Below are 26,907 nucleotides of genomic sequence, written 5' to 3' on the forward strand. Positions count from 1 at the left end.
ACTACTCTGCAGTCACTTCAATGGATTTAATAAACATGTAGCCCCAGTCGCCCGGGAACTTGCCAAAGCTAATGGTGTTTGTGCCCGCGTTTAGCGTCACAGGCACAACCATTTGCTGACCTTTTTCATCGGTCTGCGGGAATTCAACCGCGATGGGCGCCCCCTCGTTCACAACAAACGAATTCTTTTTACCGCCCCATTTGCCGTTGAAGGTCACGTGTAACGCGAAGCGCCCCTCCCAGGGAACCTCCACCTGCCAGGTAACCTTGTCGCCTTCACTGGCGAACGGGCCGAGAAAACCGTCATCGCCAATGGCAAGCTGGTTTTCACTGGCTTTAACCACATTCAGTTTGCCTTTACTGACATCCAGCACGCCGCCGCCAAAAGTACAGTAATCAGCGGGTGATTTACCGACGGCCTCTTTCACCGTGACGTTGACGGTTTTGCGGGTGCGCAATAGACCATCGTCAGCCGTAAACGTCAGTGCATAAGTACCCGGCGCGGAGAACCAGGCACGGGTTTCAGCTTTACTGCTGTCGCACAGATGCGCCTTGTCATTGCCGTTATTGCTCCAGCTCAGCGCCAGTTTGCGGTCAGGTAGATTGTCGTCTGTCGCGGTGGCTTTCAGCGCCACGCCTTTATCCTGTGTTGTCGTCAGGGAAGCGGTCAGCGCAACGGTCGGGGCTTTATTCTCCTGAGTATGTTTCACGCTGATCACGTTCGATGGTGCGGATGCACCGCTCTCATTTTTGGCTATCACGCGGTAGTAATAGGTTTTTCCCAACTGTAAGTTGCGGTAGTCGTCGCGGAACAAGGCCATCGTGGTCGGGTTCCACTCGTTCACTCCATCAGAGATATCTTTGCCGACCACCTGCCAGGGGCCGGTTGCCGAGGCGGAACGCTCAACATCGTAATTGCGCCCAACGGCGGCCCCCATCCAGTTAATGGCAAAAGGCGAATTGGTTTCACGCAAACGCGGCGCATCCGGTACGGGGAGCGCAGGTGCTTTATCTAAACCAGCAAGCTGCGCTGAGGCCGTGCGCACCAGATTCACCACCTCCATTTCCTGATTCGCTTTCCCTTCTAGCGGGAATCCTGGCAGGTGGTAGCTGTAGTGGCCGGTGTACTCTTTGTGCCAGTAAAAACCGCCGTCATGGCGATGACCGCGAAAGCCCCAGATAAAGCCGCCGACGGCCTGCGCGCCGTTGACCTCGCTGTGCACAATCGACTGCATAATGTCATTGAGCTGCGCGTGGTCAAGCAGACCAAATTCGCCGACCAGATAGGCTTTTTTACCGCCAATGGCCTGCAGATCTTTGCTGACCTGATCGGGGTGGTTATTCCCGGCATTGGTGTAGTAGTGGTTGCTGACGATATCGATATTCGGATCGGTCAGGGCAAACGCATTTATCTTTTTATAGGTGCCGTCGACGATGAGCTGATGCGGTGCCCACTTGCGGATCCATGCTGCCGTTTGTTTCAGGAAATCGGCATTGGTATCTTCCAGCTCATTGCCCGTTTCCCAGGCCATGATTGCTTTTTCATCGAAGTAGGCTCGCCCGGTTACCGTATTGGTACGAGTAATCACCTGACGAATAACGTCCAGATAGGCTTTAAAGGTTTTACTGTCAGTACGGTAAAAATCCTCGGGTTTTTCATCATAGAACGCGGCCAGTTGTTCACGGCCGCCCCACCACCACCAGTGATCGATAAAGGGCAGGATTAAACGCAGTCCTTGTTTATCGGCTTGCGCAATCATGTTGTCGTAAACTTTCATCGCCTCTTCATTCAGACGCGGCATGCCATCCGGCGTTTCAGGCGCGAGGATATGCGTTGCGCGCCCGCAGGCTACATCGTTTTCCTGTTGAACAGAGAGCACATAGACACGCTGCGCTTTGGCGCCGGTTTGCACCATCGCGCGGATCCAGTTTTCCTGTTCTTCTGCGGTTGGCCATTTGAAGTACTGTCCCCAACCGCGTGGATCGGCTTTGCAAACTCCACGCGCGTCATCCTCAATGCGATGCAACTCCGGCGCGTGGATACCGGCAAAGCGAAAGACGTTGTTGCCGTCTTTCAACTGCGCGCCATCACGGGTGATAAAGTTTTCGAAATGCGACTGTTCTGCGGCCATGGCCCCTGCGCTTCCCAACACCGAAAGCATCGACACCAGCAGCCATTTGCGTAAAGGTTTAGACATGTTCATCTCTCCTTAGAACCACACTTCAGCCTGAACGCCAAAGTTTACGGTGTCCGTACTGCCGCTGCGGCTGTACCCCCCGGCGGAGATGGTGTTGGTGCTCCAGTCATAGTTGCCGTCCAGGGCATCAGATACGCCTTTATCCCATTTGGCGTACGTTACAAAGAAGCGCAACTGCGGGCGACTCCAGTAACCCGAGTCGAAAGTCAGGGTTGGCGCGACGGTCACTTTCGTCAGCCCCCCTTTACCTTTGCCATTCACACCTTTGTAGTTTTCATCATCCAGATACTCGTAGCCCACTTCATACTGCATGGCGAAATTCTTAGTTATCTGGTGATACGGACGAACCCCGGCAACCCAGCGCGTGCGGCCCCAGCCGTCGGCATCGCTGCTCCACCAGCGGTAATTTTTATCCTTCTGGTAATAAGCGAAGGTCGAGATATCAACGTTATTCACTGATGCCATGCTATCCAGTATGACGCGCCACGACTGGGTATCGTCCAGGTTGGCCCAACCCCAGCCATTTTTACCCAGCGAATCCCCCGCCCCCAGGCCGCGTCCATACTGCATAACCAGTTTTGAATAGCCGCCGGTCAGCCCCCAGAAACCATCAAAATTGTAAACCCCGGTGATGCCATAGCCTTTTTCAGCAGACGTTGGATGGTTTTCATTGCGGTTCATGTGATGACCGACGAATTCAAGATCCAGGCCGGTGCCGCCGATTTTCTTCAACCACACATTGAGGGAATAGTCATCCGGATACCCCTGATCGCCCTTATCAACAGGATAGGCTTTGGTTTCATCGGTCGGAGAGAAGGCATAGACACCGGCATCCAGACTGGCAAAACCGAGATCCATATGATCGAAACCGCCACCGGTACCGTTGTACTGAATGTATTCCCAGTCGTACTGATGACTTGAGGTATTGGAACTGCTGTAGCGCTTGCCGCCCCAGAAGGTGATGTCCGGGGCAAAGTCGAGATTGCTTAATTCAACAAACCCTTCGCGGAATTGCGCGTCATGGCCATCGTCGTCCCGGCAGTTCCAGTCAGCGGTACATTTGCTCTGATGGGTAATATTGGCCTGAATTTTTGCCACCGCGCCTGATGTTGATTTCAGCGTAACCTGTGGAATTAATTCGATTTTAGTGTCTTCTTCGTTCCCCAGACGCCATTTCCCATCGGGCATCAATCCTACGGAGTCGACGCGGTTGCCATCGGAATTCGCCAGAATGCCGGAACGAATATAGCCATGAAGCGTGAAGTCATATGCCTTGACCTCCTCAGCCTGGGCGTTCGCGCAGAGTGCAGCGTTAATGAGTAAGGCCAGAGGTATTAATCGGTTCAACCTGTTCATGATTTTCCTTTTTCTTTTTCTGAGTGAAAGAGCGTCTTATTGGCGCGAAGGGAAATTTACGGATCAAAAAAGGAAAAGTACATCCAGATATGGAAAGCGCTTTCCATAATTGCCGGATCAAATCACAAAATCGAGAATAATGGCAGTGATAACGTGATGAAAATCACATAAATGGGTGTGAGTCATAAAAAAGCCAGCGCGGTCATCGCGCTGGCCGGGAAACGGCGGCAGGTTTACTTACTCTCTGCATCCAACAACTGGCGTTCATACACCCTAAAAAATGGCCGGTAGATCATCCAGGAGTTGAACAACGCAAACAGGCACATAAACATGTTTTTCCAACTGCCGTTTGCTGACCAGGCAGCGCCGAGCGGCGATGGCATTGACCAGGGCAACATCGCCACGGCGCGGTCAAGTACGCCAAGGTGTGTGAGATACCAGGCAATACAGGCATTGATGACAGGAACGAAAATAAAAGGGATTAAAAATATGGGGTTAAGGATAACCGGAAAGCCAAACAGAATAGGTTCGTTGATATTAAACAGCGAGGGAATAAAGCCAAGTTTCCCGACGCTTTTCAGTTGCCGGGAACGGCTGCGTAGCGCCATAAAGATCAGTGGTAAGGTAGAGCCTATTCCGCCAATCAGTAGATAGAAATCCCAGAAACCCTGCAGATAAATATGGGGAAGCTGTGCCTGGCCGCTAGCCAGCGCCTGCTGGTTTTCAAACAGATAAGTCATCCAGAAAGGGTTCATGATGCCGGTCACAATTAAGGCGCCGTGGATGCCGACAAACCACAATAAATTACAAATAATCAAAGAGATAAGAATAGCTGTCAGCGTATCAGAGGCGATAATTAACGGGCGAAAGGCTTCGCTTATCAGACCAGGCAGGATCATGCCGGTGGTCAGCTTTAACGTCATATTTACCGCCGTGACAGACAGCATCACCACCAGCAACGGCACCAGGAGCTGGAAACCATTGCGCGTCATCACCGGCACCTCATCCGGCAGGCGTATACACCAGCCTTTATTGTAAAAAAATCTAATAACTTCAATACTATAAAAGCTTGATATCAACGCGCTAAATATCCCTAAACCTCCTAAATAAACATTGCTCCCATCCGTGGTTTTAAAGCCAATAAAGAGCAGAAAACTTATGCACCCTGTCAGGCCCGATAACCTTTCCGGCAACTGGTATTGCTTGGCAAGACTGGCGCTGGCCCCAAAGGCAATGATTAACGCCACCAGACCAATCGTCAGTTCAAAGGTGGGTAAAAGCATCGGGCGAACAAACTGGTAGTAACCGCCAAACCACGAGAAAGGGTTAATGGAAACAGGAGGAAAGATCAACGGCACCATCAGGCTACCGACGATAACGAAAGGCATTGCCAGCGCAAAACTGTCGCGCATGGCGGTGATGTGCTGGCTGCGGGTGAGCATATTGGCAAAAGGGGTAATCCGTTGCTCGATCAGCACAACAACAACATTCATAAACTGAATGTTCATGATGGAACCTATTTAATCCACGAAGTCGCGGGATCATCGCTTACATCGATCCAAAGTGAAAGTCTCAAACTGGTGATCGTGCTCACATTTAATGCATCCATCTATGGAAAGCGCTTTCCGTTTTGAATCCACAAAGTCTATAGTGCGCCCATTCTCGTCACACAGTCAGGAGTCTTTTCATGAAAAAAATCATGCTTTGTTGTTCCGCTGGCATGTCGACCAGCTTGCTGGTGAAAAAAATGGTGGAAGAGGCGGAAAAGCGCGGTCTGGACGTTGATATCAAAGCCTTTGGTGTCGCGGAATTTGAACAACAAGTGGGGCATTACGAGGTCGTTCTTCTTGGCCCCCAGGTGAAGTACATGCAGAAGGATCTGCAACACAAAGCGAATGCCTACGGTATTCGCGTTGAGCCCATCAACATGATGGATTACGGGATGCAGAAGGGTGCAGCAGTTTTAGATTTTGCCCTTTCATTAATCGACAATAAAAAATAAGGGACACGCCATGAGTTCTCTGTACTCGAAATTAATCGCGGTGATTGAGCAAAAAATCACGCCGCTGGCCGGCGCCGTCGGCCAGCAAAAATACGTTACCTCTATTCGTGACGGTTTTATCCTTGCGCTGCCGTTTATGATTGTCGGCTCTTTTATGCTGGTGTTTATTTTTCCGCCCTTTTCCCCCGACACCACCTGGGGATTCGCGCGCGCCTGGCTGCAATTCTCGCTCGATCATCGCGCCAACCTGATGCTGCCGTACTATTTCAGCATGGGCATCATGACGATATTTATTTCTGTCGGGGTTGCCGCCAGTCTCGCCCGCCATCATGAACTGGATCCGCTGACGTCAGGCATGCTTTCGCTGATGGGCTTTTTGCTTATCGCCGCGCCGCTTAAAGATGGGCAAATTTCGACGGCGTATTTCTCCGGCCAGGGGATTTTCACCGCCCTGCTGGTCGCCATCTATACCACGGAGCTGTACGCCTTCCTGCGTCGTAACAACATCACCATCCGCCTGCCGCCTGAAGTCCCGACCGGGGTGGCACGTTCGTTCGAAATCCTCATCCCGGTTCTTGCCGTGGTGCTGACGCTGCATCCGCTGAATCTGGTTATTGAAGCCCAATTTGGCATGATCATCCCGGAAGCGATCATGTCGCTGGTTAAACCGCTGGTCGCCGCGTCGGACACCTTACCGGCCATTCTGCTCTCTGTGCTGGTGTGCCAGATCCTGTGGTTTGCCGGGATCCATGGCGCGCTGATCGTCACCGGCATTATGAACCCTTTCTGGATGGCGAACCTGTCCGTCAACCAGGCGGCCATTGCCGCAGGCACCGCCATTCCCCACATTTATGTGCAAGGCTTTTGGGATCACTATCTGCTGATTGGCGGCGTGGGTTCAACCTTACCGCTGGCGCTACTGTTGATTCGCAGCAAAGCCGTGCACCTGCGCACTATCGGCCGTATGGGTATCGTTCCTGGTATGTTCAACATCAATGAACCCATTCTGTTTGGCGCACCGATCATTATGAACCCGCTGTTCTTCCTTCCGTTTGTGCTTGTGCCGATGGTCAATGCGACCCTGGCCTACCTGGCACTCGACTTCGGCCTGGTCGCCCGTGTGGTCTCAATGACCCCGTGGACCACGCCAGCGCCGATCGGCGCCTCATGGGCGGCGAACTGGGCCTTTAGCCCGGTCATTATGTGTCTGATTTGTATGGTCACCGCCACTGCCATGTATTTTCCGTTCTTTAAAGCCTACGAAAAACAGCTACTTGCACAAGATGCCGCTGAAAATCAGCCATCCGGTGCTACAGGCCAGTCAGAAACCGCATAACTGCAATAACCGAACTCAGAGGATGTTATGGAATTAGAAGAGCAAGTCATGGGCATTATCATCAATGCCGGACAATCACGCAGCCTGTGCTATGAAGCGCTGCAGAGCGCCAAAGAAGGCAATTTTGCCGATGCTGATGAAAAAATGCAGCAGGCGCAACACTTTGCCCGTGAAGCGCATTTAGTCCAGACCCAGCTTATTGAAGCCGATGAAGGCGAAGGAAAAACCAAAATGACGCTGGTGATGGTGCATGCCCAGGACCACCTGATGACCTCCATCCTTGCGAAAGAGTTAGTGACGGAACTTATCGAAATTTACCGCACGCGCCATTAATTGCACGACATCGAAGAGAGGCGCAGCCTCTCTTCTTTTACTGGAGGATGACAATGCTTCACCTTGGCCTTGATATTGGCGGTACAAAAATGGAAGCGGTACTGCTGGACCAAAACGGCACGGTTCGTTTTCGTGAGCGGCGTCCAACGTATAAAGCCGACTACGCCGGATTTCTTCATCATCTCGTCGGGATGGTGGAATACATCAAAACCGAACAGAAGCAGGAATTTACCATCGGGATTGGGCTGCCGGGGGCGATAGACCCGGAAACAGGTCTTATCAAGAATTGTAATTGTCTGGTACTGAATGGCGAAAATTTAGCAAAAGATCTGGCCTGTCGCCTGGAACAACCGGTTTTTCTGGCCAACGATGCCGACTGTTTTACCCTTTCCGAGGCCATCGACGGTGCGGGCCAGGGTTATGGGACAGTGTTTGGCGTTATTATCGGCACCGGATGCGGCGGCGGCGTGGTGGTGAATGGACAGTTACTCAGCGGCCCCAACGCCATTGCAGGCGAATGGGGACACAATCCACTGCCAGGCTGGACATCAGAAAAAGATGGCCCGGTTCAGCACTGCTATTGTCTGCATGAGAACTGTATTGAAAGCTATATTTCCGGCACCGGATTTAGCCGTCGTTTCAATGAGAAACAGGCAAGCCAGCTAAGCACGGAGTCGATCATTGCCGCAGCCGAAGCAGGCGATCCGCTGGCGTTCGCCCATTATCAGCACTTTATCGACGCTTTTGCGCGCAGCATCGCCGGGGTTATCAATACGCTCGATCCGCATGTCATTGTCATTGGCGGCGGGCTTTCTAACGTTGCATCGATCTATCGCGACCTTCCCCCGGCTATCAAGAGGTACATTTTTTCGTCCTCTTGTCACACTGCTATTGTGAAAGCCAGGTTCGGCGATGCCAGCGGGGTTCGCGGCGCTGCATGGCTACCCACGCTTCATTCGCACCAGACTGATACGGCGCGCCGTACGGCGTAAGTGACTAAAACTGGTCTGCATTTATGGTATTATTGGGAGAAAATCGCCATACAGAAAACACCATGCCTACTATTGATGATGTTGCAAAATTAGCCAATGTTTCCCGCGCCACGGTTTCACGCGTGCTGACCGGCACACGTGGCGTGCGCGACGATAGCCGTGAAGCGGTGTTAAAAGCCGTTGAAGTGCTCGACTATCGTCCCAGTTTTGCGGCGCAGACGCTGGCCAGTAATACATCAGGTTATATCGGTATGGTGTTGCCCGCTCATGAAGCCAGTTTCAGCGCGACGCTTTTGCCTCGCCTGTCGCTTGCGGTGAAAGCGCTCAATAAATCATTACTGATTCAGTACGTTAATGATGAAAATGAGCAAAAAGCCGCCATACACAGTCTGCATCATCAATGCGCGGCGGTCGTGACCTTAAGTCATGCCAGTAGCGATATGCCAGCCAATGTCATCGCCTTTGACGCCTTTTCCACTAAAGGAAGCGCCAACCAGGGCTATAACTATGCTTTCGCGGCAGAAAGCGCCTGTCGTTATGTGCTCGGGAAAGGGCACCGCAATATTGCCTTGCTCGTTGATAATGAAGACGACGTTGCCAGTAAGCAGATGCTGGAAGGGTATCGCAGCGTTTTGCAGAATTACTCGCTACCGTTTAACCGCCAGTTGCTGGTTATGGCCAACAACAATATCGAACAGGCATTGTTAAAGCTCATAAACAGTTTTACAAAATACACGGCAATCATTGCCAAACGCGACAGCTACGCCGCCGAGGCCATGCGTTTATTGCGTGAATTTAATATCGCCGTACCGCAAGAAGTCTCTATCGTCAGTCTTGAGGATTCCCCGCTTGCCGCGTTGCTTTATCCTCCGCTGACCTGCATCGCTTACCCTGTCGATCAATTGCTGGAACACTGCATACAACGTATTCAGTCGCTAATTGATGGGCACCCTGTCTTTGTGGAAGAGGGCAAATCGATAACCGGACGCCTGGTGGCTCGCGCATCGGTAACCGATATTAACGCGATGTGAAATTCCCTTTCGCGTAAATGGGCGCAGCGGGAAAACCTCGACATAAGGAACACAATGTTGCGTAAATCTCATCTCGTTGCCTGGCCAGCCCTTATTGCATCGCTATTTTTACTTACCGGCTGCCCTCCCCCGCCCGAGCATACGAACTGGAAGCGCGCGTCAACCAGCGAACAGGGTGTCATGGCCGCGATGAAAGGCTGTGGCGAACCCGCGACAGGTTCCGTGAGCGACTTGCCACTGAACGCCCAGGCGCTACAGTTCCTGTGCATGCAACATCTCGGTTTTACGCGTTCGGATGGGTTAGCACTGTGTGCATTAATGAAAGACCAACCGGCGTGCGTGGCAGAAAAACAGGGCCATCAGCTTAGCGTGTCCCAACTCGAAGCGTTGCCGTTTGTTGAAGATGAAGGTTTTTTCCCGATAAAACCAGGCTCCGGTCGAAATGAAGCCATGCAAGTGAGCTGGCGTAAAGCGGGCGCATCCCAACATTTCTCTGTGCAGGTTGCCAATGACCAGCAAGCGTTGCCCGTCATGTACGCCTGCGGCTATCCAAAACCCCTTGGTTCAAATTTGGCTGTTGCGAATATTGGTCAGACAGCGAAAGCGCAACGCTGCATGATTAATCACGGCTTTGAGCCGAAAAAACAACGGATGCTGGTTTGTCAGTCTTACCCGCAAGTGACGGCTTGCCGGGAAGAGGTTGAAAAAAGCGGCTGATGTGATCTGCCGTTGCTCATCTCTTTTCAATCGATCCCTGTTTCCGACCATGCCAATGCTTAGCCAGTTCACTTCTCCCTCATAGCCACCGTAGCGAGAAAGAACCCTTCCGCATTGGTAGGCTTACTGGCCCATTTACGCCGTTAGCGCGCGACATCCCGCCATAAGATATTCGCGCTACTGCCGCGGCTCACTAAAACGGCCGCGTCGCGGAGGTGCGAATGGAGAAATCCAGAGAAACAGCGTCATCCTGGTCAACGTCTATTACGCTCATCACACGGTCATCCGTGCTGACGTGGCGCGACCTCAACGCCTGTGCTTTTTCCGGTTGCCCCGCTAATTCGTAAGCCTGCGCCAGATCGCGTCGCCAGTTGGCATTCCATGGGCAGGCCTGGAGTCCCTTTTCCATGTGCCCGATGCCATCGGCCAGGTGCCCTTTGCGAACATAAATCAGGCCTACCATGAAATGCGCGGTAGCGTGTTCGGGCAGATGGTGCAACAGGCGTCTGAAAAGCATCTCAGCTTCATCAAGTTTTCCCTGACGATAGTAGACGATACCCTCGGTCTGCATTCCCGGCACCGGCAGGCTTACCATCTCAACAGGCTCATGCACGATCTTCGCATTGGTGCCCGCGGTAAGCGGCGCCAGAAAGTCCGCGTAACGCCGCCAGCGTTCGCGCGCGGTCTGATAGATAGGCTGACGCACCTGCCACACACTGGCGGTCTTGACCGGCCTGTCCAGTTCAGATGTGTCGAGCACCTGTGGCTCCCACTGCACGCCCAGATAAGCGAGCATGCGGCGCGCCTCACGCTCCGGGTCAGAGACGACATCCTCGTAGCGCACCTCAAGAATTTCGCCGGGGAATAGCTGGTTCCAGTGGTGCATCAGCAGATTGTGGTCGGCCAGTTGTTCACCAATCCATTGCAAATCATAGGCGAAGCCCATACCGCCATGTTTGGCTGCGTAATCGGTGAAGTAGTTGGAGATAGCGATATCACGCGGGTCGCGTCGCACTGAGATTATCCGCGCGTTCGGGAACAGCAGCTTGATAAGACCAATGTTCTCGAAATTGTGCGGCAGCTTGTCCACCACATGCCGAACCTCAGAAGCGTTTTCTGGCACGGTTTCCCGCAGTTCCTTGAGTATGCTGGCGGTGATACCCGCCACGACATCGGCCGACAGATCGTCCACACAGTCCGGGTAATGGTGTCCTGACCCCGTATGACGCTCCCAGCGCTCCAGCCTGGCGATAGTGCTGGGAATCACCCCCAGTTCGCCCGCGCCGTGGATTTGGCTGTGCCCCGCCAGAATCTGTTCAATCAGCGTCGTACCGGAACGCGGCATACCCAGTACGAATACCGGCAGCGTTGAATCGTTGCCGATGTGGCGCCGGTGATCGTAGAGCGAACGGCTGAATGCGTGGCGGATACGCGCGCAGCTTTGTCGGTGTGCAACCGGATCGTAACGTAGAAGTGCGCGATGGGCGGCATTAGCTTCGTTGGCCAGCGTGAAGGCTCTGGCGTACTCTTTGCGTTTTTCCCAGGCGGCAGCCAGTTGCAGCAGCAATCCAGGCTGCACCGGGCCGGACAAGCCAGGCCGACGCGCCAGATTTTCCAGGCGAATCAACGTCTCTTCATCTTGCGGAAAACGACGGGCATTGATCAGTGCCGCATGACCGCGTGCCGGGTCGATCGCCAAAATCTGCTCGAACAGCACAACAGCCTCGTCGATACGCCCCAATTGCATATACAACTGTCCCAGCCCTTGCAGTGCCGGGAGCAGTTGCGGATGTGCCTGCAGCACGTCGATGTATCGCGCCTCCGCCCCGGCGTACCGCTGTTCCTGCGCGTCTGCACCGGCCAGTGCTACTTGCGCCTGCGCCAGCCAGTGACCGATTTGCGCGGCGTCCATATCGGGTGAAGGCGTCAGCGCCCCGGCCTCCTCAAGAGCCTGTTCAGCCATTGTACGCGCCAACGCCGGATGCCCCTGGGTAGCGACGCTGGCAAGCTTCAGGCGCAGAGGAAGCGTTATTTTTTGCTGCTGCCCGGCCAGATTAATGGCACGGTGCAACAAGGCAATGGCATGCGGTATGCGCCCCTGCAACTCAGCCAGTTCAGCGTGCTGTAGGTACAGGTCCGGATGTTCCGGGTAATGACGCAGACCATGGCGCAGCGCATCCCCGGCCTGGGCATGGCGTCCACGCTCGGCCAGACGCTGAACATAACCGGTCAGCAGGCCGCAGTAATCGTCCTCAGCCAGTTCAGCATGGCGTGCATCCAGCCAGGCATCAGCGCGGGCGAAGTCGCCACGGGCCAGCCACAGCTCCAGACGCAGGCCGCGCAGTTGCTGATCGTGCAGCGCCACCTGCTGTGCTGGCCAGTGCTCCCGCTCGCCTGCCCAGAAGCGGTCTGCGTCGACCAGCGTCTCATCGGCCTGATGCAACGCCTCACTTTGCAGGTAGAGACGCAGCAGTTGCTGATAGACGTCGATACGTGGTTGCAGGCGCAGACTGCACTCATACAGGGGGATAGCCTCCTCCTCCCGTTGATGCTGCACATAACAGGCAGCCAGACGCGCCAGCAGAAGCGAGTGGTCTGGTGCCTCGGTGCGGGTGGCTTCCAGCAGCGCCTGCGCCGTGGCAGATTCCCCAAGAAGCAGGTGCACGGCAGCCAGGTCGACACGGGCATCGACCTCCAGTTCAGCCGGGATCAGCACCCCCAGCGTCTGGCGGGCCGCCTCTGGCTGGCCCAAATGGGCCTGAGCCAGGGCCAAAAGCACCTGTTCTGCTGATGAGAGCGCCGGCAGGCTAAAGACAGCCTCCTGCAGCGCCTCGAATTGCCGCATTTCGACCAGACGGCGTAGCAAAATCAGTGAACCTGTCATGGTATCGCCAGCCCTTGCGAGGTGAGGACGCCGGCAGGCATCGCGTGCAGATACGCCTGAGCAAACGAATTATCCGCATTCGGGTTTGCGGCCCAGGTGCCGTTCCAAAGATCCGCGTTATTCCCACCACGAGCGAATTGGCCATTTGCGGCGACGCCGGCGACATTATAAGAAGAAAGCGTAGAAGAGAACCCCGCCACCCAGTTAACGGAATTGCCGCCGTGATTCATCGCCATCACTGCGTCGCCATGGCTTCCCTTAACATCACTCCCCGTGCCCACCAGTACAATCTTGTCGTCCGTGCCCAGATTCTGCGCGCCCGACCACATTTCGTTGCTATCCAGACCAACCAGCGGGCTGTAAGTGCTGTTGACCTTGATATAGATGGTGTACGCGGTATTGGCGTCAAAGACACGCCCGTTATGCTCGGAGCTTTGTCCCGTCGTCAGGTCGAACACTACGATGGAAGGATCCCCGACCGAGGCGGAAGCGGTCGTGAAATTCAACCCCGTTGACGTGCTGATACCTGCATAGTTATTCCCCGCCGCGTCGTGCAGCGCGGTACTGTCGATTTGGACGTGGTAGTTTGCGCCAGCCGCCAGATCCGTTGTCGGGTTGACCGTCACCGTGTGACCGCTGATAGAGACCTGCGAACTGTCGGTGATGTCGATGACCTTGTTCAGACTGCTGTTGCCGTCGTTAACGAGGGTGATATGGCCGCTGCCGGCCTGCACGTTCTCGCTGAAGGTCAGTGTCAGGTTAGAGCCCGTGGCAACGCTGCCGCCGTTATCCTGCGGCGTGCTGCTGGAGAGCACAGGCGCTGTGCTGTCTACCGTAAGACCGGTGCTGTCCGCCGCAGTGGCCGAGGTGTGGCTCGCCGTGGTGGCTGTAACAGAGACGTTGAGACCATGAACGTTGTTAATGGAGCCAGCGGCGATAGTGTATTGGGCCGTATACTTACCATCGCCAGCGGTGACATCGCCGTGGGTACCATCGTCCCAGGCCGTCACCGGCGTGCTGGAGCCAAACTGGCTGAAATCCATGGTCACGCCGGTCACTGTGCTGGTATTGGCGTCGCCACTGGCAGAGTTATCCCATACTGCGGTGACGGTGTCGCCAATCTTGTAGGTAGTGCCGTCTGCGCCACCTGGCGTGGAGGTGATGGCGATATGGGCATCGGTCACTATCGGCAACGCTGGAGCAGGACCTGCGTTCAGGCCAATCTGATAAATATCGCCGACAGCATAACCAGCCTTACCGCCATCGCTTGTGTCGGTATCAAACAGCACAGAGTAGGTGATGTCATGGCCGCCGGCGCCATCGGAGACGATCCGCACGTTGTACAACTGCCCACCCTGGGGCACCGTGATACCGGTATCCGTCACCGCACTGGTCAGCTCGCCGGTGGTTTTGGATATACTGACCTGGCTCAGGCCGCCTTTACCGTCAGGGAACACGAACACCAGATCCGTACCGTTGTCGTACACCGTGGCTGATGCCGCCAGGTAGCCGGTGGTGCTGTACTGCAACTCATCATGGGTCACCTTGTCCATCGCACCTACGTCCACGGCGTGATAGCTCTGGGTCCCCATGTTATAAACGGTGTTGCTCTGGACGTTGGTGGTGATGAGCGTGCCGTTGTTGTTATAGAGCGTGACCTGCCAGGTCGCAGTGCGATATTCCTGACTAAAGACAGCAAAACCCCCATCGAAAGCAATGGCGTTAGTCGGCGAACCCTGCTCGTCATTCCAGTTAACGCGCTGCCAGGTCTTGCCGCTGTCGAAGTTGGCCAGCGAACCGGAGGCGTCGAGCTTGAAGATGAAGGCGCCGATAGGCGTGCTTGTCGCCGACTGACCGGGCGTGCCTATCCAGTCGTAGACCTCGGACGCCAGCACATAGCTGCCATCGCTCAGTGCCGTCAGCACACCCGGCGTCAACTGGAATTTCATCAACTGGACTGCCGGGCTGGCGACGCCGCCAAAATTGGCGCTCGAGCTGTTGCCGCCAATCAGGGTCTGCGCGCCCTGGGTGAAGTTTAGTCCGCTGCCGTTGTAGTGGAAGACAGAGATAGCTTCCTGCTGATCGGTCCCGGTCCCCATCGTCTGGTAAGCGATCGCGAAATCACCGCCATTCGCGCTGCTCTGCGCCGCGATGGTGACCCCGGTACCAGGTGCTGCCAGGGTGTTGCTGGATTGCAGATTGCCGCTGTTGTCATAGATCGCATAGTGGACGCTGTAATCTGAGTAATTAGCGGTATCCACCTGCGACCAGGCCACGACGAAACCGCCGTTGGCCAGCGCCTTGATCTGTGTATCCATCATGGTGTAGCCATTGGGGATACTGATGTCGACGGTCTTGATGACGTTATTGCCCGCGTCCAGCACCTTAATGACGCCAGCGTAAAGCGGGCCGGTCGGATCCCAGGAAATATTGTCGCCGCCGGTCTGCTTCATGTACTCCAGGACCGTGTAGCCGTTACTCAGTTTCTCCAGACCGACGTTGATGTTCATCTCGGTGGATGTGTCGGTGGTACTGCCCGAGACCAACGCGCTGCCATTAAGGCCAGCACTGACGTTAAGGGTGACAGTCTGGCTACTGTGGTTGCCAGCGGCATCGGTCGCGGTAACGATGAAGTTATAGCTGCCCTCGATAGCGGCGTTGTTCAGTGTGACGACGCCGGTGGTGGGGTTGATGGAGAAATTGGCGAGGCTGTCCGTGTCCAGGCTATAGGTGATGGCATGGGCGTCCGTGGCGTTGGCATCGTACACCTGGGTGCCAGCCGCCGTGCCGCCAACAATGGTGGCGCCGGTAGCGGTGGCGCCGCCTGCGATAACGGGCGCGGTGTTGTCCACAATCATGCTGCTGCCGGAAATGATGGAAAGATTGCCTGCCGCATCAAGGGCATAAGCGTGGTAAGTGCCTTCGGCAAGGCCAGTCAGCGCCAGCGTGGTGCCAGCGTTCGCCGCAACGGCGACGCTGTTCACCAGGTTGTCGGCGGCGGCGGTGAGGCTGCTCAGATTCGTCACCGTCACGCTGTCGCTGACCAGATATACCGTGCCGGCCTCGGTGCTCTGCACGGTGACCGTCTGGCTGCTGTTCTCCACACCATCCACGTCGCGGGTGAGCGTGACGGCAGGCGGCGTGGTGTCGACGACGTTGTAGGTGACGGTATGCGTGGTCTGGTTGCCAGCGGCGTCGGTGGCGGTGACGGTGAATTGCGCGCCGGTGGCCTTAGCCGGGCTGGAGAGCAGCGTCACGACGCCAGTGCTGGCGTTAATATGGAAGTGCCCGGTGTCGCTCAGGCTGTAAGTGACGCCGTGCGCATCGGTGGCGGCAGCGGTGTAGACAGTATCGCCGACGGCAGTGCTATCGGTAATATCGGCGGCGGTGGCAGCGCTGGTGAAGACAGGCGCGGTGTTGTCCACAATCACGCTGCTACCCGAGATGGCGGAGACATTGCCGGACGCGTCCACAGCATAAGCGTGGTAGGTGCCTTCGGCAAGGCCGGTCAGCGCCAGCGTGGTGCCAGCGTTCGCCGCAACGGCAACGCTGTTCACCAGGTTGTCTGCGGCGGCGGTGAGGCTGCCCAGATTCGTCACTGTCACACTGTCGCTGACCAGGTATACCGTACCAGCCTCGGTGCTCTGCACGGTGACCGTCTGGCTGCTGTTCTCCACACCATCCACGTCGCGGGTGAGCGTGACGGCAGGCGGCGTGGTGTCGACGACGTTGTAGGTGACGGTATGCGTGGTCTGGTTGCCAGCGGCGTCGGTGGCGGTAACGGTGAATTGCGCGCCAGTGGCGCTGGCCGGGCTGGAGAGCAGCGTCACGACGCCGGTACTGGTGTTGATGCGGAAGTGCTGGGTGTCGCTCAGGCTGTAGGTCACGCCGTGCGCATCGGTGGCGGCAGCGATGTAGACGGTATCGCCGACGGCAGTGCTATCGGTAATATCGGCGGCGGTTGTAGCGCTGGTGAAGACGGGTATGGTGTTGTCCACCAACACACTGCGGCCGGAAATAACAGAAAGATTGCCTGCCGCATCGACGGCATAAGCATGGTAGGTGCCTTCTGCGAGATTTGCGGCAGAGATAGTTGCGCTGGTATTGGCTGTGACAGTCGTGCTGGCCCACTGGTTGCTGGCGGCGCCCGTAATGTCGCTAAGCTGACTGACCACGACATTGTCGTTGACGAGATAGATGGTGCCGCTTTCGGTACTTTGCACGGTGGCATGGCCATCATGGTTGAGCACGACGAGGTTTTCGTGGGTGCTGCCGTCGGCGTTAAATTTCTGCACAAAGAGGTGATAGCCTGAAATGCCGCTGGCATAACCGTACCAGGTCACCATGTATTCGCCGTTTGTACCAACGGCGGTGACTTGTGGATAGAGGTCGGTCGCGCCGCTGGAAGCTTGCAGTTGTACGACACCGCCCACCAGGCCGCCGCTGGCATCGAATTTCTGCACATTGACGTCCCAATTCGAGCTGCCCAAACTCATCCAGGTAACGACATAGCCGCCATCGCCCAGCGCGGTGATGCGCGGTAATTCGTCGTAGTTATTGCTCGTATTGTTGTGTGACGCGTCCAGTTGCACGGTAGCGCCCACTTTGCTGCCGCCAGCAGAGAACTGTTGAACAAAGACAGTGTAATCGTCGGAGCCGTTTGTATCGGTATATTCCATCCATGTGATGGCGTAGCCACCGCCGGTCAGCGCTGCAACGTACGGGTAGGTATATTCGCTACCGAAATTAGCGTTACTCGCGCCGTTCAGTTCGACGATGCTGCCAACCCTGGCGCCGTTGGCATCGAATTGCTGCACATAGGTGCTGCTGTTGTAGTTCGAGTTGCTGTAGTTGTAGCCGGACCAGGTAACGACATAGCCGCCGTTAGCCAGCGCCGTGATCTGCGGCAGGGTTTCGTAGTTAGTACTGTTTCCCGTCGAGGCGTCCAGCACCACCTGGTTGGATAGGGTGCCGGTAGCGTCGAACTGCTGCACGTAGATGTGGTAGTCGCCGGAGGTTTGGCCCTGCCAGGTCACCACGTAGCTACCGCTGTCCAGCACGGTCACCTGCGGGCTGGCGTTGTTAGAGGAGCCTTGCGCAATCAGTGGCACGGTGTTGCCAACGGCAACACCCGCGTCATCAAAGCGCTGCACGTAGACACCGCCGCCGTTGATGTACCAGGTCACGATATAGCTGCCATCGGTAAGCGTCGCGATCTGCGGGGCGATATCCTGCGCAGAAGCGGCCCCATCAAGTTTCACGGCTGCGGATATTGGGCTACCGTCAGCGTTGAACAACTGCGTATAGATGCTGCTGTCAGTGCTGGCGCTATTCTTGCCGGTCCAGGCCACGGCATACGCCCCTGCATCATTAATGGCCGTCACACTGATGACACTGTCCAACGCGTTGGAGTAAGTGTTGGTCGCGCCTGATGCGAGCTGTACGGGATCGCCCATCGCCACACCCTGAGCGCTCAGGCGCTGCGCATAGATCCCGTAGCTGCCATTATTGTTGCCTGCCCATGTCACCAGGAAGCTACCGTCGCCCAGCACGGTTGTGTCAAAACCGTTGGGGTAAATGTAGCCGGTCGCCGGGCTCAGCATCACGGGCCCCGTAGAGCTGCCGTCGAGTGTGACAGCCGGTGCGATTTCGTCCACATCGGTGACATTAACGGTGACGGTCTGCGTGGTCACATGGCCTGCCGCATCAGTGGCGGCGACGATAAAGGTGTATGCAGGCGCGTGGGTGCCTTCAAAGTCAGGGCTGGCTTTGAAAGTGACCGCACCCGTTGCCGCATCGATAGTGAAATACTGGGCGTCTGCGCCATTATCCGCATCGATCAAGCTGTAGGTGACGTGCTCGCCACCATCGGCGGCGTCATTGTCAAAGGCCTGCGCGGTATAGATGGCGGTGCTGGTGGCGGTATTCTCGGCAACGCTCACCGTGGCGGTGGCGAAGCTGTCGCTGCTGTTGCCCGTGGTGAAGCTGGGGGCGACCTCATCGAGGTTATTGATGCCCAGCGTGACCGTGCGGTCGCTGGCATTACCTGCCGCATCAGTGGCAACAACGGTGAAGCTGTAGCTGGATTTGCTTTCAAAATCCGGGTTACCGGTCAGCGTGACCGCACCGGTGGTCGGGTTGATCGTCAGCCCCACGTCGCTGCCCGCTTTGAGCGAGAAGGTCACCCCGCCGCTGATATCGCCGCTGTCGGTGGCCGTGGCGGTATAAATAATCTGACCCGCGCCGCTGTTTTCGTTGATCGCCGTGGCCGTCGTGCCGCTGGTGATGGTCGGTGCCACTTCGTCGAGGTTGTTAACCGCCAGGGTGACCGTGCGGTCGCTGGCATTGCCTGCCGCATCGGTGGCCACGACGGTGAAGCTGTAGCTGGCTTTGCTTTCATAATCCGGGTTGCCGGTCAGTGTGACCGCACCGGTGGTCGGGTTGATGGTCAGACCCGCGTCGCTGCCCGCTTTGAGCGAGAAGGTCACCCCGCCGCTGATATCGCCGCTGTCGGTGGCCGTGGCGGTGTAAATCACCTGGCCCGCGCCGCTGTTTTCGTTGATCGCCGTGGCCGTCGTGCCGCTGGTGATGGTCGGTGCCACTTCGTCGAGGTTGTTAACCGCCAGGGTGACCGTGCGGTTGCTGGCATTGCCTGCCGCATCGATGGCCACGACAGTGAAGCTGTAGCTGGATTTGCTTTCATAATCCGGGTTACCGGTCAGTGTGACCTCGCCGGTGGTCGGGTTGATCGTCAGCCCCGCGTCGCTGCCAGCTTTGAGCGAGAAGTTCACCCCGCCGCTGATATCGCCGCTGTCGGTGGCCGTGGCCGTGTAAATCACCTGGCCCGCGCCGCTGTTTTCGTTGATCGCCGTGGCCGTCGTGCCGCTGGTGATGGTCGGCGCCACTTCGTCGAGGTTGTTGACCGCCAGGGTGACCGTGCGGTCGCTGGCATTGCCTGCCGCATCGGTGGCGACGACAGTGAAGCTGTAGCTGGATTTGCTTTCATAATCCGGGTTGCCGGTCAGCGTGACAGCACCAGTGGTCGGGTTGATGGTCAGACCCGCGTCGCTGCCCGCTTTGAGCGAGAAGGTCACCCCACCACCGCTGATATCGCCGCTGTCGGTGGCCGTGGCGGTGTAAATCACCTGGCCCGCGCCGCTGTTTTCGTTGATCGCCGTGGCCGTCGTGCCGCTGGTGATCGTCGGCGCCACTTCGTCGAGGTTATTAACCGCCAGGGTGACCGTCTGACTGCTGGCATTGCCGGCGGCATCGGTGGCGACGACGGTGAAACTGTAGCTGGCTTTGCTTTCATAATCCGGATTGCCGGTCAGTGTGACCGCGCCGGTAGAGGCATTGATGCTGAACAGCGCGCTATCACCGGTGGTACCCAGACTATAGCTGAATTGACTGGGGTCGGTAGCAACGGCAGTCCAGACCACCTTACCTGCCCCGATGTTCTCATCCACACTGGCCGTCGTGGCGCTGCTAAAGACAGGCGCATGGGTATCAATAATGAGGCTGACGCCGCCGGAGGCATCACTGGCGGTCGCCGCGCCTTTAATCAGTAACGACTGCGCGCCATCGGACAGATTGTTAGTGCTGCCGAGTGTAATTCCGGCAGCGACGGTGTCCAGGATGGACTGGGTGGTCGCACCCGCATTGGCTTCAGCACCGGAGAAGGCCGCCAGCAGGAGGCCATATTTTTCACCGGCACTCAGCCCATCGGCAGCATCAAAACTGCCGCCGTTGGTAGCGGTAACCGTGGTGTTCAGAATATTATCCACGCCAAACAGGTTACTGATGGCCGTCGCCGTGTCGGTCACCTGGGTTGCGCTCAGGGTGGCAGGATTGTCAGGCGTGCCACCGAGGGCTTCCTGGGCCTTGGTATAGGCGAGCGTGGTCAACACGTTAACATTGAGCACAAGAGTACTGTTGTTTCCGGAGATAACCCCCATACTCCAAAGCTGAGCAGAGAGGTCTTTACCTGCGCCAGTGGCTTCGTCCAGGTAGTCAGCGGCACTGCCGCTGTTGATGAGTTTCACAATAACGACGCCGGTATAACTGCCCGCAGACACGGTGACCGAGCCATCGGCCCCCAAAGTCCCCGTGCCAATCAGCGTTTTGCCATCGGCCTGATAAATCTCTACTTTCAAATCGTTACTGCTAAGCGCCGGGCCGCCGACAAAATTAAGCTGAACAGCGTTCTGGACCGGGGTTTCTCCCCCACCGTTATTGTTGTTATCGCCACCCTTATCATGCCCGCCATGGCCACCGCTTGCCGCTGCAACCCCGACCACGCCCCCCAGCCCGAGGGCACCGGCGATATAGCCCGCATAAGAGTGCGACTGAGGAAGGTATGTGACAGGATGACCAGTCACTACCGAGCCATCATGCAGGCCAGCTAAGATACCTTCCAGCCCGGGGTGGCCTGAGGTCATGCTGGCCAGCGCGTCAGGAGAACCGTGCGCATAAAGAACATGGCTGCCGTCAGACAGGGCTGCCCCTTCGGTGCTCCCCGGCGTAATCACCTGGGTAGAGGTGCCATCGGCAGGCAGGGTTACACTGGTATCGCTTTCGGTATACCAGCCCTGTAGGGTCACCGTGGTGCCATCGGCATAGTCCAGTTGCAGATCCTGTCCGTGACGTGAAGCCACTACGTCATCAGCCAGCTTTTCCTGATCATTTTCACCCTGGCGTTTAAGCACCCGGTAAGATTCACCCGGCGCAGCCTTGTGAATATTGGTCTGCCCGGCCTGCAGGGAGATGCGGGTTTTACCGGTACTGAGCGTATATTGGCGTGGCTTCATCTGGGTCTCGGGTTTCATAATGTGTTATCTCTCTCTGGGGCGGACAGGAAAATCGGGTTGCAACGGTCACCGGAGGTGTCATCGCTCCTGGAATGATTCACTGAGTGTTTTACGCAAAGGTTTAAGTAAGAAGTCCATCAGCGTGCGATCACCGGTACGGATGTCGAGCTGGGATGTCATGCCCGGCAGGATGTCAAGCTGACGACCTGTCGTACTGCGCACAAGCTGCCCATCTTCCTGACGGTCTGACAGACCTTCTGCATGGCTTTTCAAACGAACATGGACGCGGTAGTAGATCTCCTCGCCACGCGAGGTGTTTTCTTTAAGGGTATCGGCCGATACGTAAATCACTTCACCCTGCAATGCCCCATAAATGGTGTAATCGAAGGGATCAAGGCGCACAGTGGCCGGTAATCCAACCTGAACGCGGGCAATATCAGCAGGCAGAACCTTGGCCTCTATGATGAGGGCATCATCTGACGGGACGATCTGCATAATCTCATCACCGGCACGTAATACCCCGCCCAGCGTGGTGACGCGGACATTTTTAACAATCCCAGGCCCCATGGCCGTAAACACCGTATCGTGTACCTGCTGGCGACGACCGGCCATCTGTTGCAAGGTCTGGCCCAGATCATCTTCTGCCTTGGTGAGATCGGCCCGCGCATCATCCAAAAACTTATTGCGCCGACCAAGCAGGCGGGCACGAGCCTCATTAAGCTCGCGCTGTGCATTAAGCCGCTCACTGGCGCTAACATCGCCAGAGCGTTCCAGCCCGTTCACCAGGCTGAGCTTCTGGTTGGCTAAATTCACGGCAGTTTGCAGCGCTGTTATATCTTCCTGCAGGCTCTGACGGCGTTGCAGAAACAGTGCGCGTTCAATATCGGCCTGCTCGCGTAACGCCGGACCGGGATCGGCGGGGAACTGGGGAGCGGATTGTCCCGTTGATTCTGCGCGAAGTCGGGCAATGCGCGCCCTGAGACCGGCGATGCGCGCGTCCACTTCACCTGCCGCCGCCTCCACGCGGGTTGGATCGAGGCGAGCCAGAATCTGCCCCGCCTTCACATGATCACCCTCTTTGACACGCAGTTCGGAAAGTACGCCACCGTCCACGGTCTGGATGATCTGCACACGGCTGCTGGCGATAACCTCACCGTGTGCCCGTGCCACTTCATCAATGCGAAAATACATAGCCCATATGACAAAACCCAGCACCAGTACGACGATGCTCCAGATAAGTCCTGCCGGGACTCGGCTACGGTAGTAATTTTCCAGACGATTCACGCGAGCGGCGTCAGCGACCTCGTCGTCAAACAGTTCAACGGCCATGAAGAACTCCTGCTGAATGTGATGCTGCGGGCATGTGTGTTTTCACGTTCGTTACCTCAGCGGCGGGACGCGAGCCAGTGGCGCGGGCCATCAGTCCTGGTAACACCTTGTCAGGAGTACCATCACGTACGACAGTACCTTCCTGTACGACAAGCACGCGGGTAGCAAAATTAACGGCCGCCATCGGACGGTGAGTGGCGACGATAAGGATATCTTCCGGCTGCAGCCTGGCTTGTAATGCTTTCCAGACACGCGTCTCCGCTTCGCCATCCAGCGAGGCCGTCGGTTCATCCAGAAGCCAGATACGAGGACGGGACATCAGCACACGCGCCAGGCCAACAAGCTGGCGCTGACCGCCAGAGAGACCTGAGCCCCCCTCACTGATAGGCATATCCATACCCAGCGGATTACTGGCCGCCACCTGATCCAGCGCCAGATCGCGGGTGATGTCTGTCAGCGTGGTGTCGCTGACTGCGCCTGCGAGCATCAGATTGCTTCGCAGCGTCCCTTTGAAGAGCTGCACCGCTTGTGGCAGATAGCCAACCTGTGCGCTGACCACCTGGGGATCGATCTCCCACAGATCCACATCGCCCAGGCGGACACGGCCCTCACCGGGGCGATAGAGTCCGGCCAGGATCTTGAGCAACGTTGATTTACCGCCGCCAACAGGGCCCAACAGCAGAACACGTTCACCGGCGTGAAAGTGGAGCGCGGGAATATTGAGTTGTTGTACCGGAGACTGCGGAAAGGCAAAGCGCAGCTTTTCGACACTAATATGTTCTGGCAGGCGATCGGGCAGCAGCAGGGTCTGTCCGGCGCGGCGCTCTGTAGGTTTGCGCAGCAGGTTGTTCACCATATCCAGCGCCTCCCGGACCTGCTGCCACTGCATCAGATACTGAACGCCCTGGCTCACCGGCCCGATAACACGGCCGCCCAGAATACTGCACGCGACCATTCCCCCGGTGGTCAAATAGCCGGCTTCAACGCCCCATACCCCGACAACAATGCCCATGATATAGGCCAGCGTCGACAGGCTGGCGGTGGTGTTCGTACAGAACTGGCTGAGGGATTTTTGTTGGATACTGTAGCCTGCGATGGAATGACTGAGCGTCTGCCAGTCTTGCGCAAAACGCCAGCCAGCATGACTGGCGCGCAGGGTTTCGGCACCGCGAATACTGTCGACTAACAGCCCCAGACGCTCATTGCTGCGCAGCATTTGTTGGCGCGTGAGACGGCGTAAGCGCAGACGGGTATACAGACCCAGCGCCAGCGCGATGGGGAGCATTCCCAGGTAAACCCAGCCGACCGGCCCCCCGATCAGACCAATAATCCCGATAAACAGTAATGCGAACGGCAGATCCACGATTCCGAAGACAAGACCGGCAGAGAAAACTTGTCGAACCGAATCCAGCGCCCCTACCTGCGCGGCCAGCGTGCCCAGGCTACCGGGTTGTTGGTCGAGTTGCAGGTGCAACAGATGTTCATAAACATGCTGGGAAAGGCGTTTATCCACACTACTGGCAACGCTGTCCATGATGTGGGCACGCAATGTTTTGAGCAGCCAGTCCAGTCCTACAACCAGCCCCATCCCCGCCACAAGCGTAGTCAGTGTCGCCCAGGCCAGGGTGGGCACGACACGATCGTAGACCTGCATGGCGAAGAGGGATGTGGGAATGGCCAGAATGTTCACCAGCAGCGTGGCGGCAGCTACCCGGAACACCCAGCGGCGATCGCGCAACAGTTCTCGCCAGACCAGGCGCATAGCCGGATTTTCGCTGTCAGAGAGGTTCTCTGACTGTACGTGTGAAGCCAGGCTGAACCAGAGTACAGCCGTTTCGTCACCCGCCGTCGTCCCCGGCGCGCCGGTCACAATGTCGTCTATCGCCAGTGTTCGGGGTTCGACACCTTCACGGGTCAGCGTAAGGGTATCGGCTCTCCCCTCCTCGTTGTGCCGTTCAGCCAGCCACCATGTCTGTTCGTGCCACATCAGTGCCGGGAGGTGACGGGGATCAAAACGCCGCCAGGGGAACAACGCCAGCCGGATATCTTTCATTCCCGCGTCTGACAGCAAACCGCGCACATAATCCTGTGGACGATCGGTTAACGGTGGAACGGCCTGCGCGCGGGCATACGCCTGCGTTAATGCCGCTTTATTCACCGGGGCATGTAGCTTGTCCAGCAAGGCCAGTAATTCAGGAAGAGGAACAGGTATCATCAGTGATGGCTCGCAGACGTGTTAGCAAATTGAGTGCCCGTGGTCAGGGCGCCAGTGGTATCGTCCATACGGCCCGTGCGTGCGGCCAGGCGCAGGCAATCGACCCGCCATGCCGATCGCACCGATACCAGCGCTTGTTGTTGTTCGGTTAATTCGCGCACGGCGTTGAGGACATCCAGCCAGCTCTTGTAACCCGATTCGTACTGGCGACGGAACGAGGCCAGCGTGCCGCTAAGTTCGACGACAGACTGTTCATAACCGGCAATCAGCGTCTGGTTAGCATCACGCTGATCAAGCAACTGGCGCGTTTGAATGTCTTCGCTGTGGCGTTGTTCGGCCAGATCCTGTCGTGCGGATTCCACGCGCTCCAGCGCCGCGTTCTGGAGGCCACGGGAGACCAGCCCCAGCCCCTCCATCGTGCCGGTCACAACCACATTGACCGTATTATTATTTCTCTGGTTGGGCATACCTGAATATTCGTTGCGCGCGGCTTGCAGGGAGACGGTCGGTCGCGATGAGGTGCGCTGACGTTCCACATCAGCTTCGGCAAGCGTAACCGCCGCTTCACGTGCTCGCACCGTCGCACTCTGCGCAAGGATTTGTTCCTGTATAGAAGTATCAGCAGGCAACTTGAGGATGCTGCCAGGGATCGGCAGTTCGCTTGCGATCGGCACCTGAGTCAGGGATAACAGCGTGGATTCGGCGGTACGCAGGTCCGATTTGGCCTGTTCGAGCGATGAGCGTGCCTGTAACAACCGGGCCTTCGCAAGGCTGACATCGGCTGGAGAAGCCAGCCCTCCCTGCGCGCGGCGCTGGATTTGTTCCTGCAACGCCTGATGATTGTTAACGTTTGATTCAGCAACGGCAAGACGCTCGCGAATACCCTGTATATTCGCGTAAGCCACCGCGGTATCTTCCAGCAATTCACGACGGGTAGCCCAGGCCGTGGCTTGCTGAGCAAGGGTGTCATTGTCGGCGTAGTCAATAGCACTGTCGATACGCCCAAAAGCCCATAACGGTTGTGAAACACTCAGCGTGGTCGTACGGGAATCACTGTAACCCGAAATTTGCCCAGTCCCGGCACTGGCACCAAGCGTTGGCAAACGTGCCGCGCGGGCGCTGTCGGCGCTGGCCTCTTTGGAACGGACAAGCGCCTGCTGACTGGCCAGACTGGGGTGATGGAGCATCGTGCTACGCAACGCGGCAAACAGACCACCCGGCGAGGTATCCTCAGAAATACGGTGTGATGACGACGAAAGGGTGGCGGCCTCAGCCTGGGTGACTGAAATGACAAAGGGTAAAAAAAGACTGATTACAGTAAGTATGTAATAACAGTGACGATCTGAACGAATCCCCATTGTCTGATGAGCCCTTTATTAAAGAAAGATAAAAAGACTCGTCGATCCTGATGTTGCTCATGTTATCCCGACGTCACCGTTAGTGGATAAATGGCGTGGCCGGTATAACGAGTCATAAATAAGAAAAAGACTATTGCTTCACGTCATAATTACCTATTGATAACATCTATGTCAAGGTATGTAATCGTGTAATAAAACCTGTAAAACATAGTTAATTATTAAGTTAAGTTTACCTAACGCAAATATTCGCATTGGCAGAAAAATTATTATCAGTAGGCTATCTGATGAGGCTATAGGGAACCGACGGGTGGCGGGATGTGGAAGGCATAGACAGGCCAGAGCGAGCCCGA

14 protein-coding genes are annotated in these 26,907 nt (G+C 56.5%); 6 read left to right on the top strand and 8 right to left on the bottom strand.

Translation table 11 applies throughout. The annotated features are described in order from the left end of the window. Position 1: 1 nt before the first annotated feature. From IP582_RS18145 to IP582_RS18155, 3 genes are all read right to left on the bottom strand, one after another. A complete protein-coding gene (locus tag IP582_RS18145) occupies positions 2-2,197 on the bottom strand; it encodes a CBM35 domain-containing protein (protein ID WP_193794018.1) in 2,196 nt (731 codons plus the stop codon). 12 nt (positions 2,198-2,209) lie between these two features. After that, positions 2,210-3,553 carry a carbohydrate porin gene (locus tag IP582_RS18150; protein WP_079496213.1) on the bottom strand — a complete coding sequence of 448 codons (1,344 nt, stop codon included), beginning with the start codon at positions 3,551-3,553 and terminating at the stop codon, positions 2,210-2,212. A 233-nt stretch (positions 3,554-3,786) separates the two neighbouring features. Beyond that, positions 3,787-5,061, bottom strand: coding sequence for a PTS sugar transporter subunit IIC (locus IP582_RS18155; RefSeq protein ID WP_079496212.1), 1,275 nt, complete (start codon positions 5,059-5,061; stop codon positions 3,787-3,789). A gap of 179 nt (positions 5,062-5,240) precedes the next feature. Between IP582_RS18155 and IP582_RS18160 the strand changes: the two genes are divergently transcribed. From IP582_RS18160 to IP582_RS18185, 6 genes are all read left to right on the top strand, one after another. Then, entirely contained in the window at positions 5,241-5,555 is a 315-nt protein-coding gene (locus tag IP582_RS18160; protein ID WP_039079806.1) for a PTS sugar transporter subunit IIB, read from the top strand. Positions 5,556-5,565: 10 nt separating this feature from the next. After that, positions 5,566-6,891: a PTS sugar transporter subunit IIC gene (locus IP582_RS18165; RefSeq protein WP_039079805.1), complete on the top strand. Its 1,326-nt coding sequence runs from the start codon at positions 5,566-5,568 to the stop codon at positions 6,889-6,891. A gap of 27 nt (positions 6,892-6,918) precedes the next feature. Then, complete coding sequence (gene chbA, locus IP582_RS18170) at positions 6,919-7,224, top strand: PTS N,N'-diacetylchitobiose transporter subunit IIA (protein WP_039079804.1); 306 nt, start codon at positions 6,919-6,921, stop codon at positions 7,222-7,224. 53 nt (positions 7,225-7,277) lie between these two features. After that, positions 7,278-8,216, top strand: a complete 939-nt coding sequence (locus IP582_RS18175) for an ROK family protein (protein ID WP_193794019.1) — start codon at positions 7,278-7,280, stop codon at positions 8,214-8,216. Positions 8,217-8,278: 62 nt separating this feature from the next. Further along, entirely contained in the window at positions 8,279-9,247 is a 969-nt protein-coding gene (locus IP582_RS18180) for a LacI family DNA-binding transcriptional regulator (RefSeq protein ID WP_193794020.1), read from the top strand. A 54-nt stretch (positions 9,248-9,301) separates the two neighbouring features. Further along, positions 9,302-9,964, top strand: coding sequence for a hypothetical protein (locus IP582_RS18185; RefSeq protein WP_193794021.1), 663 nt, complete (start codon positions 9,302-9,304; stop codon positions 9,962-9,964). A 193-nt stretch (positions 9,965-10,157) separates the two neighbouring features. Here IP582_RS18185 and IP582_RS18190 read toward each other — a convergent pair whose 3' ends face one another. The 5 genes from IP582_RS18190 to IP582_RS18210 all read right to left on the bottom strand — a co-directional run bounded on the left by IP582_RS18190 (position 10,158) and on the right by IP582_RS18210 (position 26,557). After that, positions 10,158-12,848, bottom strand: a complete 2,691-nt coding sequence (locus tag IP582_RS18190) for a tetratricopeptide repeat-containing sulfotransferase family protein (protein ID WP_193794022.1) — start codon at positions 12,846-12,848, stop codon at positions 10,158-10,160. Further along, a complete protein-coding gene (locus IP582_RS18195) occupies positions 12,845-21,655 on the bottom strand; it encodes a cadherin domain-containing protein (protein WP_193794023.1) in 8,811 nt (2,936 codons plus the stop codon). Before IP582_RS18195 ends, IP582_RS18190 begins: the two co-directional genes overlap by 4 nt. A 78-nt stretch (positions 21,656-21,733) precedes the next feature. Beyond that, positions 21,734-22,984 carry an HlyD family efflux transporter periplasmic adaptor subunit gene (locus IP582_RS18200; RefSeq protein WP_193794024.1) on the bottom strand — a complete coding sequence of 417 codons (1,251 nt, stop codon included), beginning with the start codon at positions 22,982-22,984 and terminating at the stop codon, positions 21,734-21,736. Continuing rightward, a complete protein-coding gene (locus IP582_RS18205; RefSeq protein WP_071196170.1) occupies positions 22,974-25,199 on the bottom strand; it encodes an ATP-binding cassette domain-containing protein in 2,226 nt (741 codons plus the stop codon). The genes IP582_RS18200 and IP582_RS18205 overlap by 11 nt, the downstream gene beginning before the upstream one ends. Further along, the gene (locus IP582_RS18210; protein WP_193794025.1) at positions 25,199-26,557 is read right to left on the bottom strand and encodes a TolC family protein; all 1,359 of its coding nucleotides are present in this window, start codon (positions 26,555-26,557) and stop codon (positions 25,199-25,201) included. The genes IP582_RS18205 and IP582_RS18210 overlap by 1 nt, the downstream gene beginning before the upstream one ends. Between the last annotated feature and the right edge of the window lie 350 nt (positions 26,558-26,907).

This window comes from Citrobacter sp. BDA59-3, from assembly GCF_015167655.1.
Lineage (GTDB): Bacteria > Pseudomonadota > Gammaproteobacteria > Enterobacterales > Enterobacteriaceae > Phytobacter > Phytobacter diazotrophicus.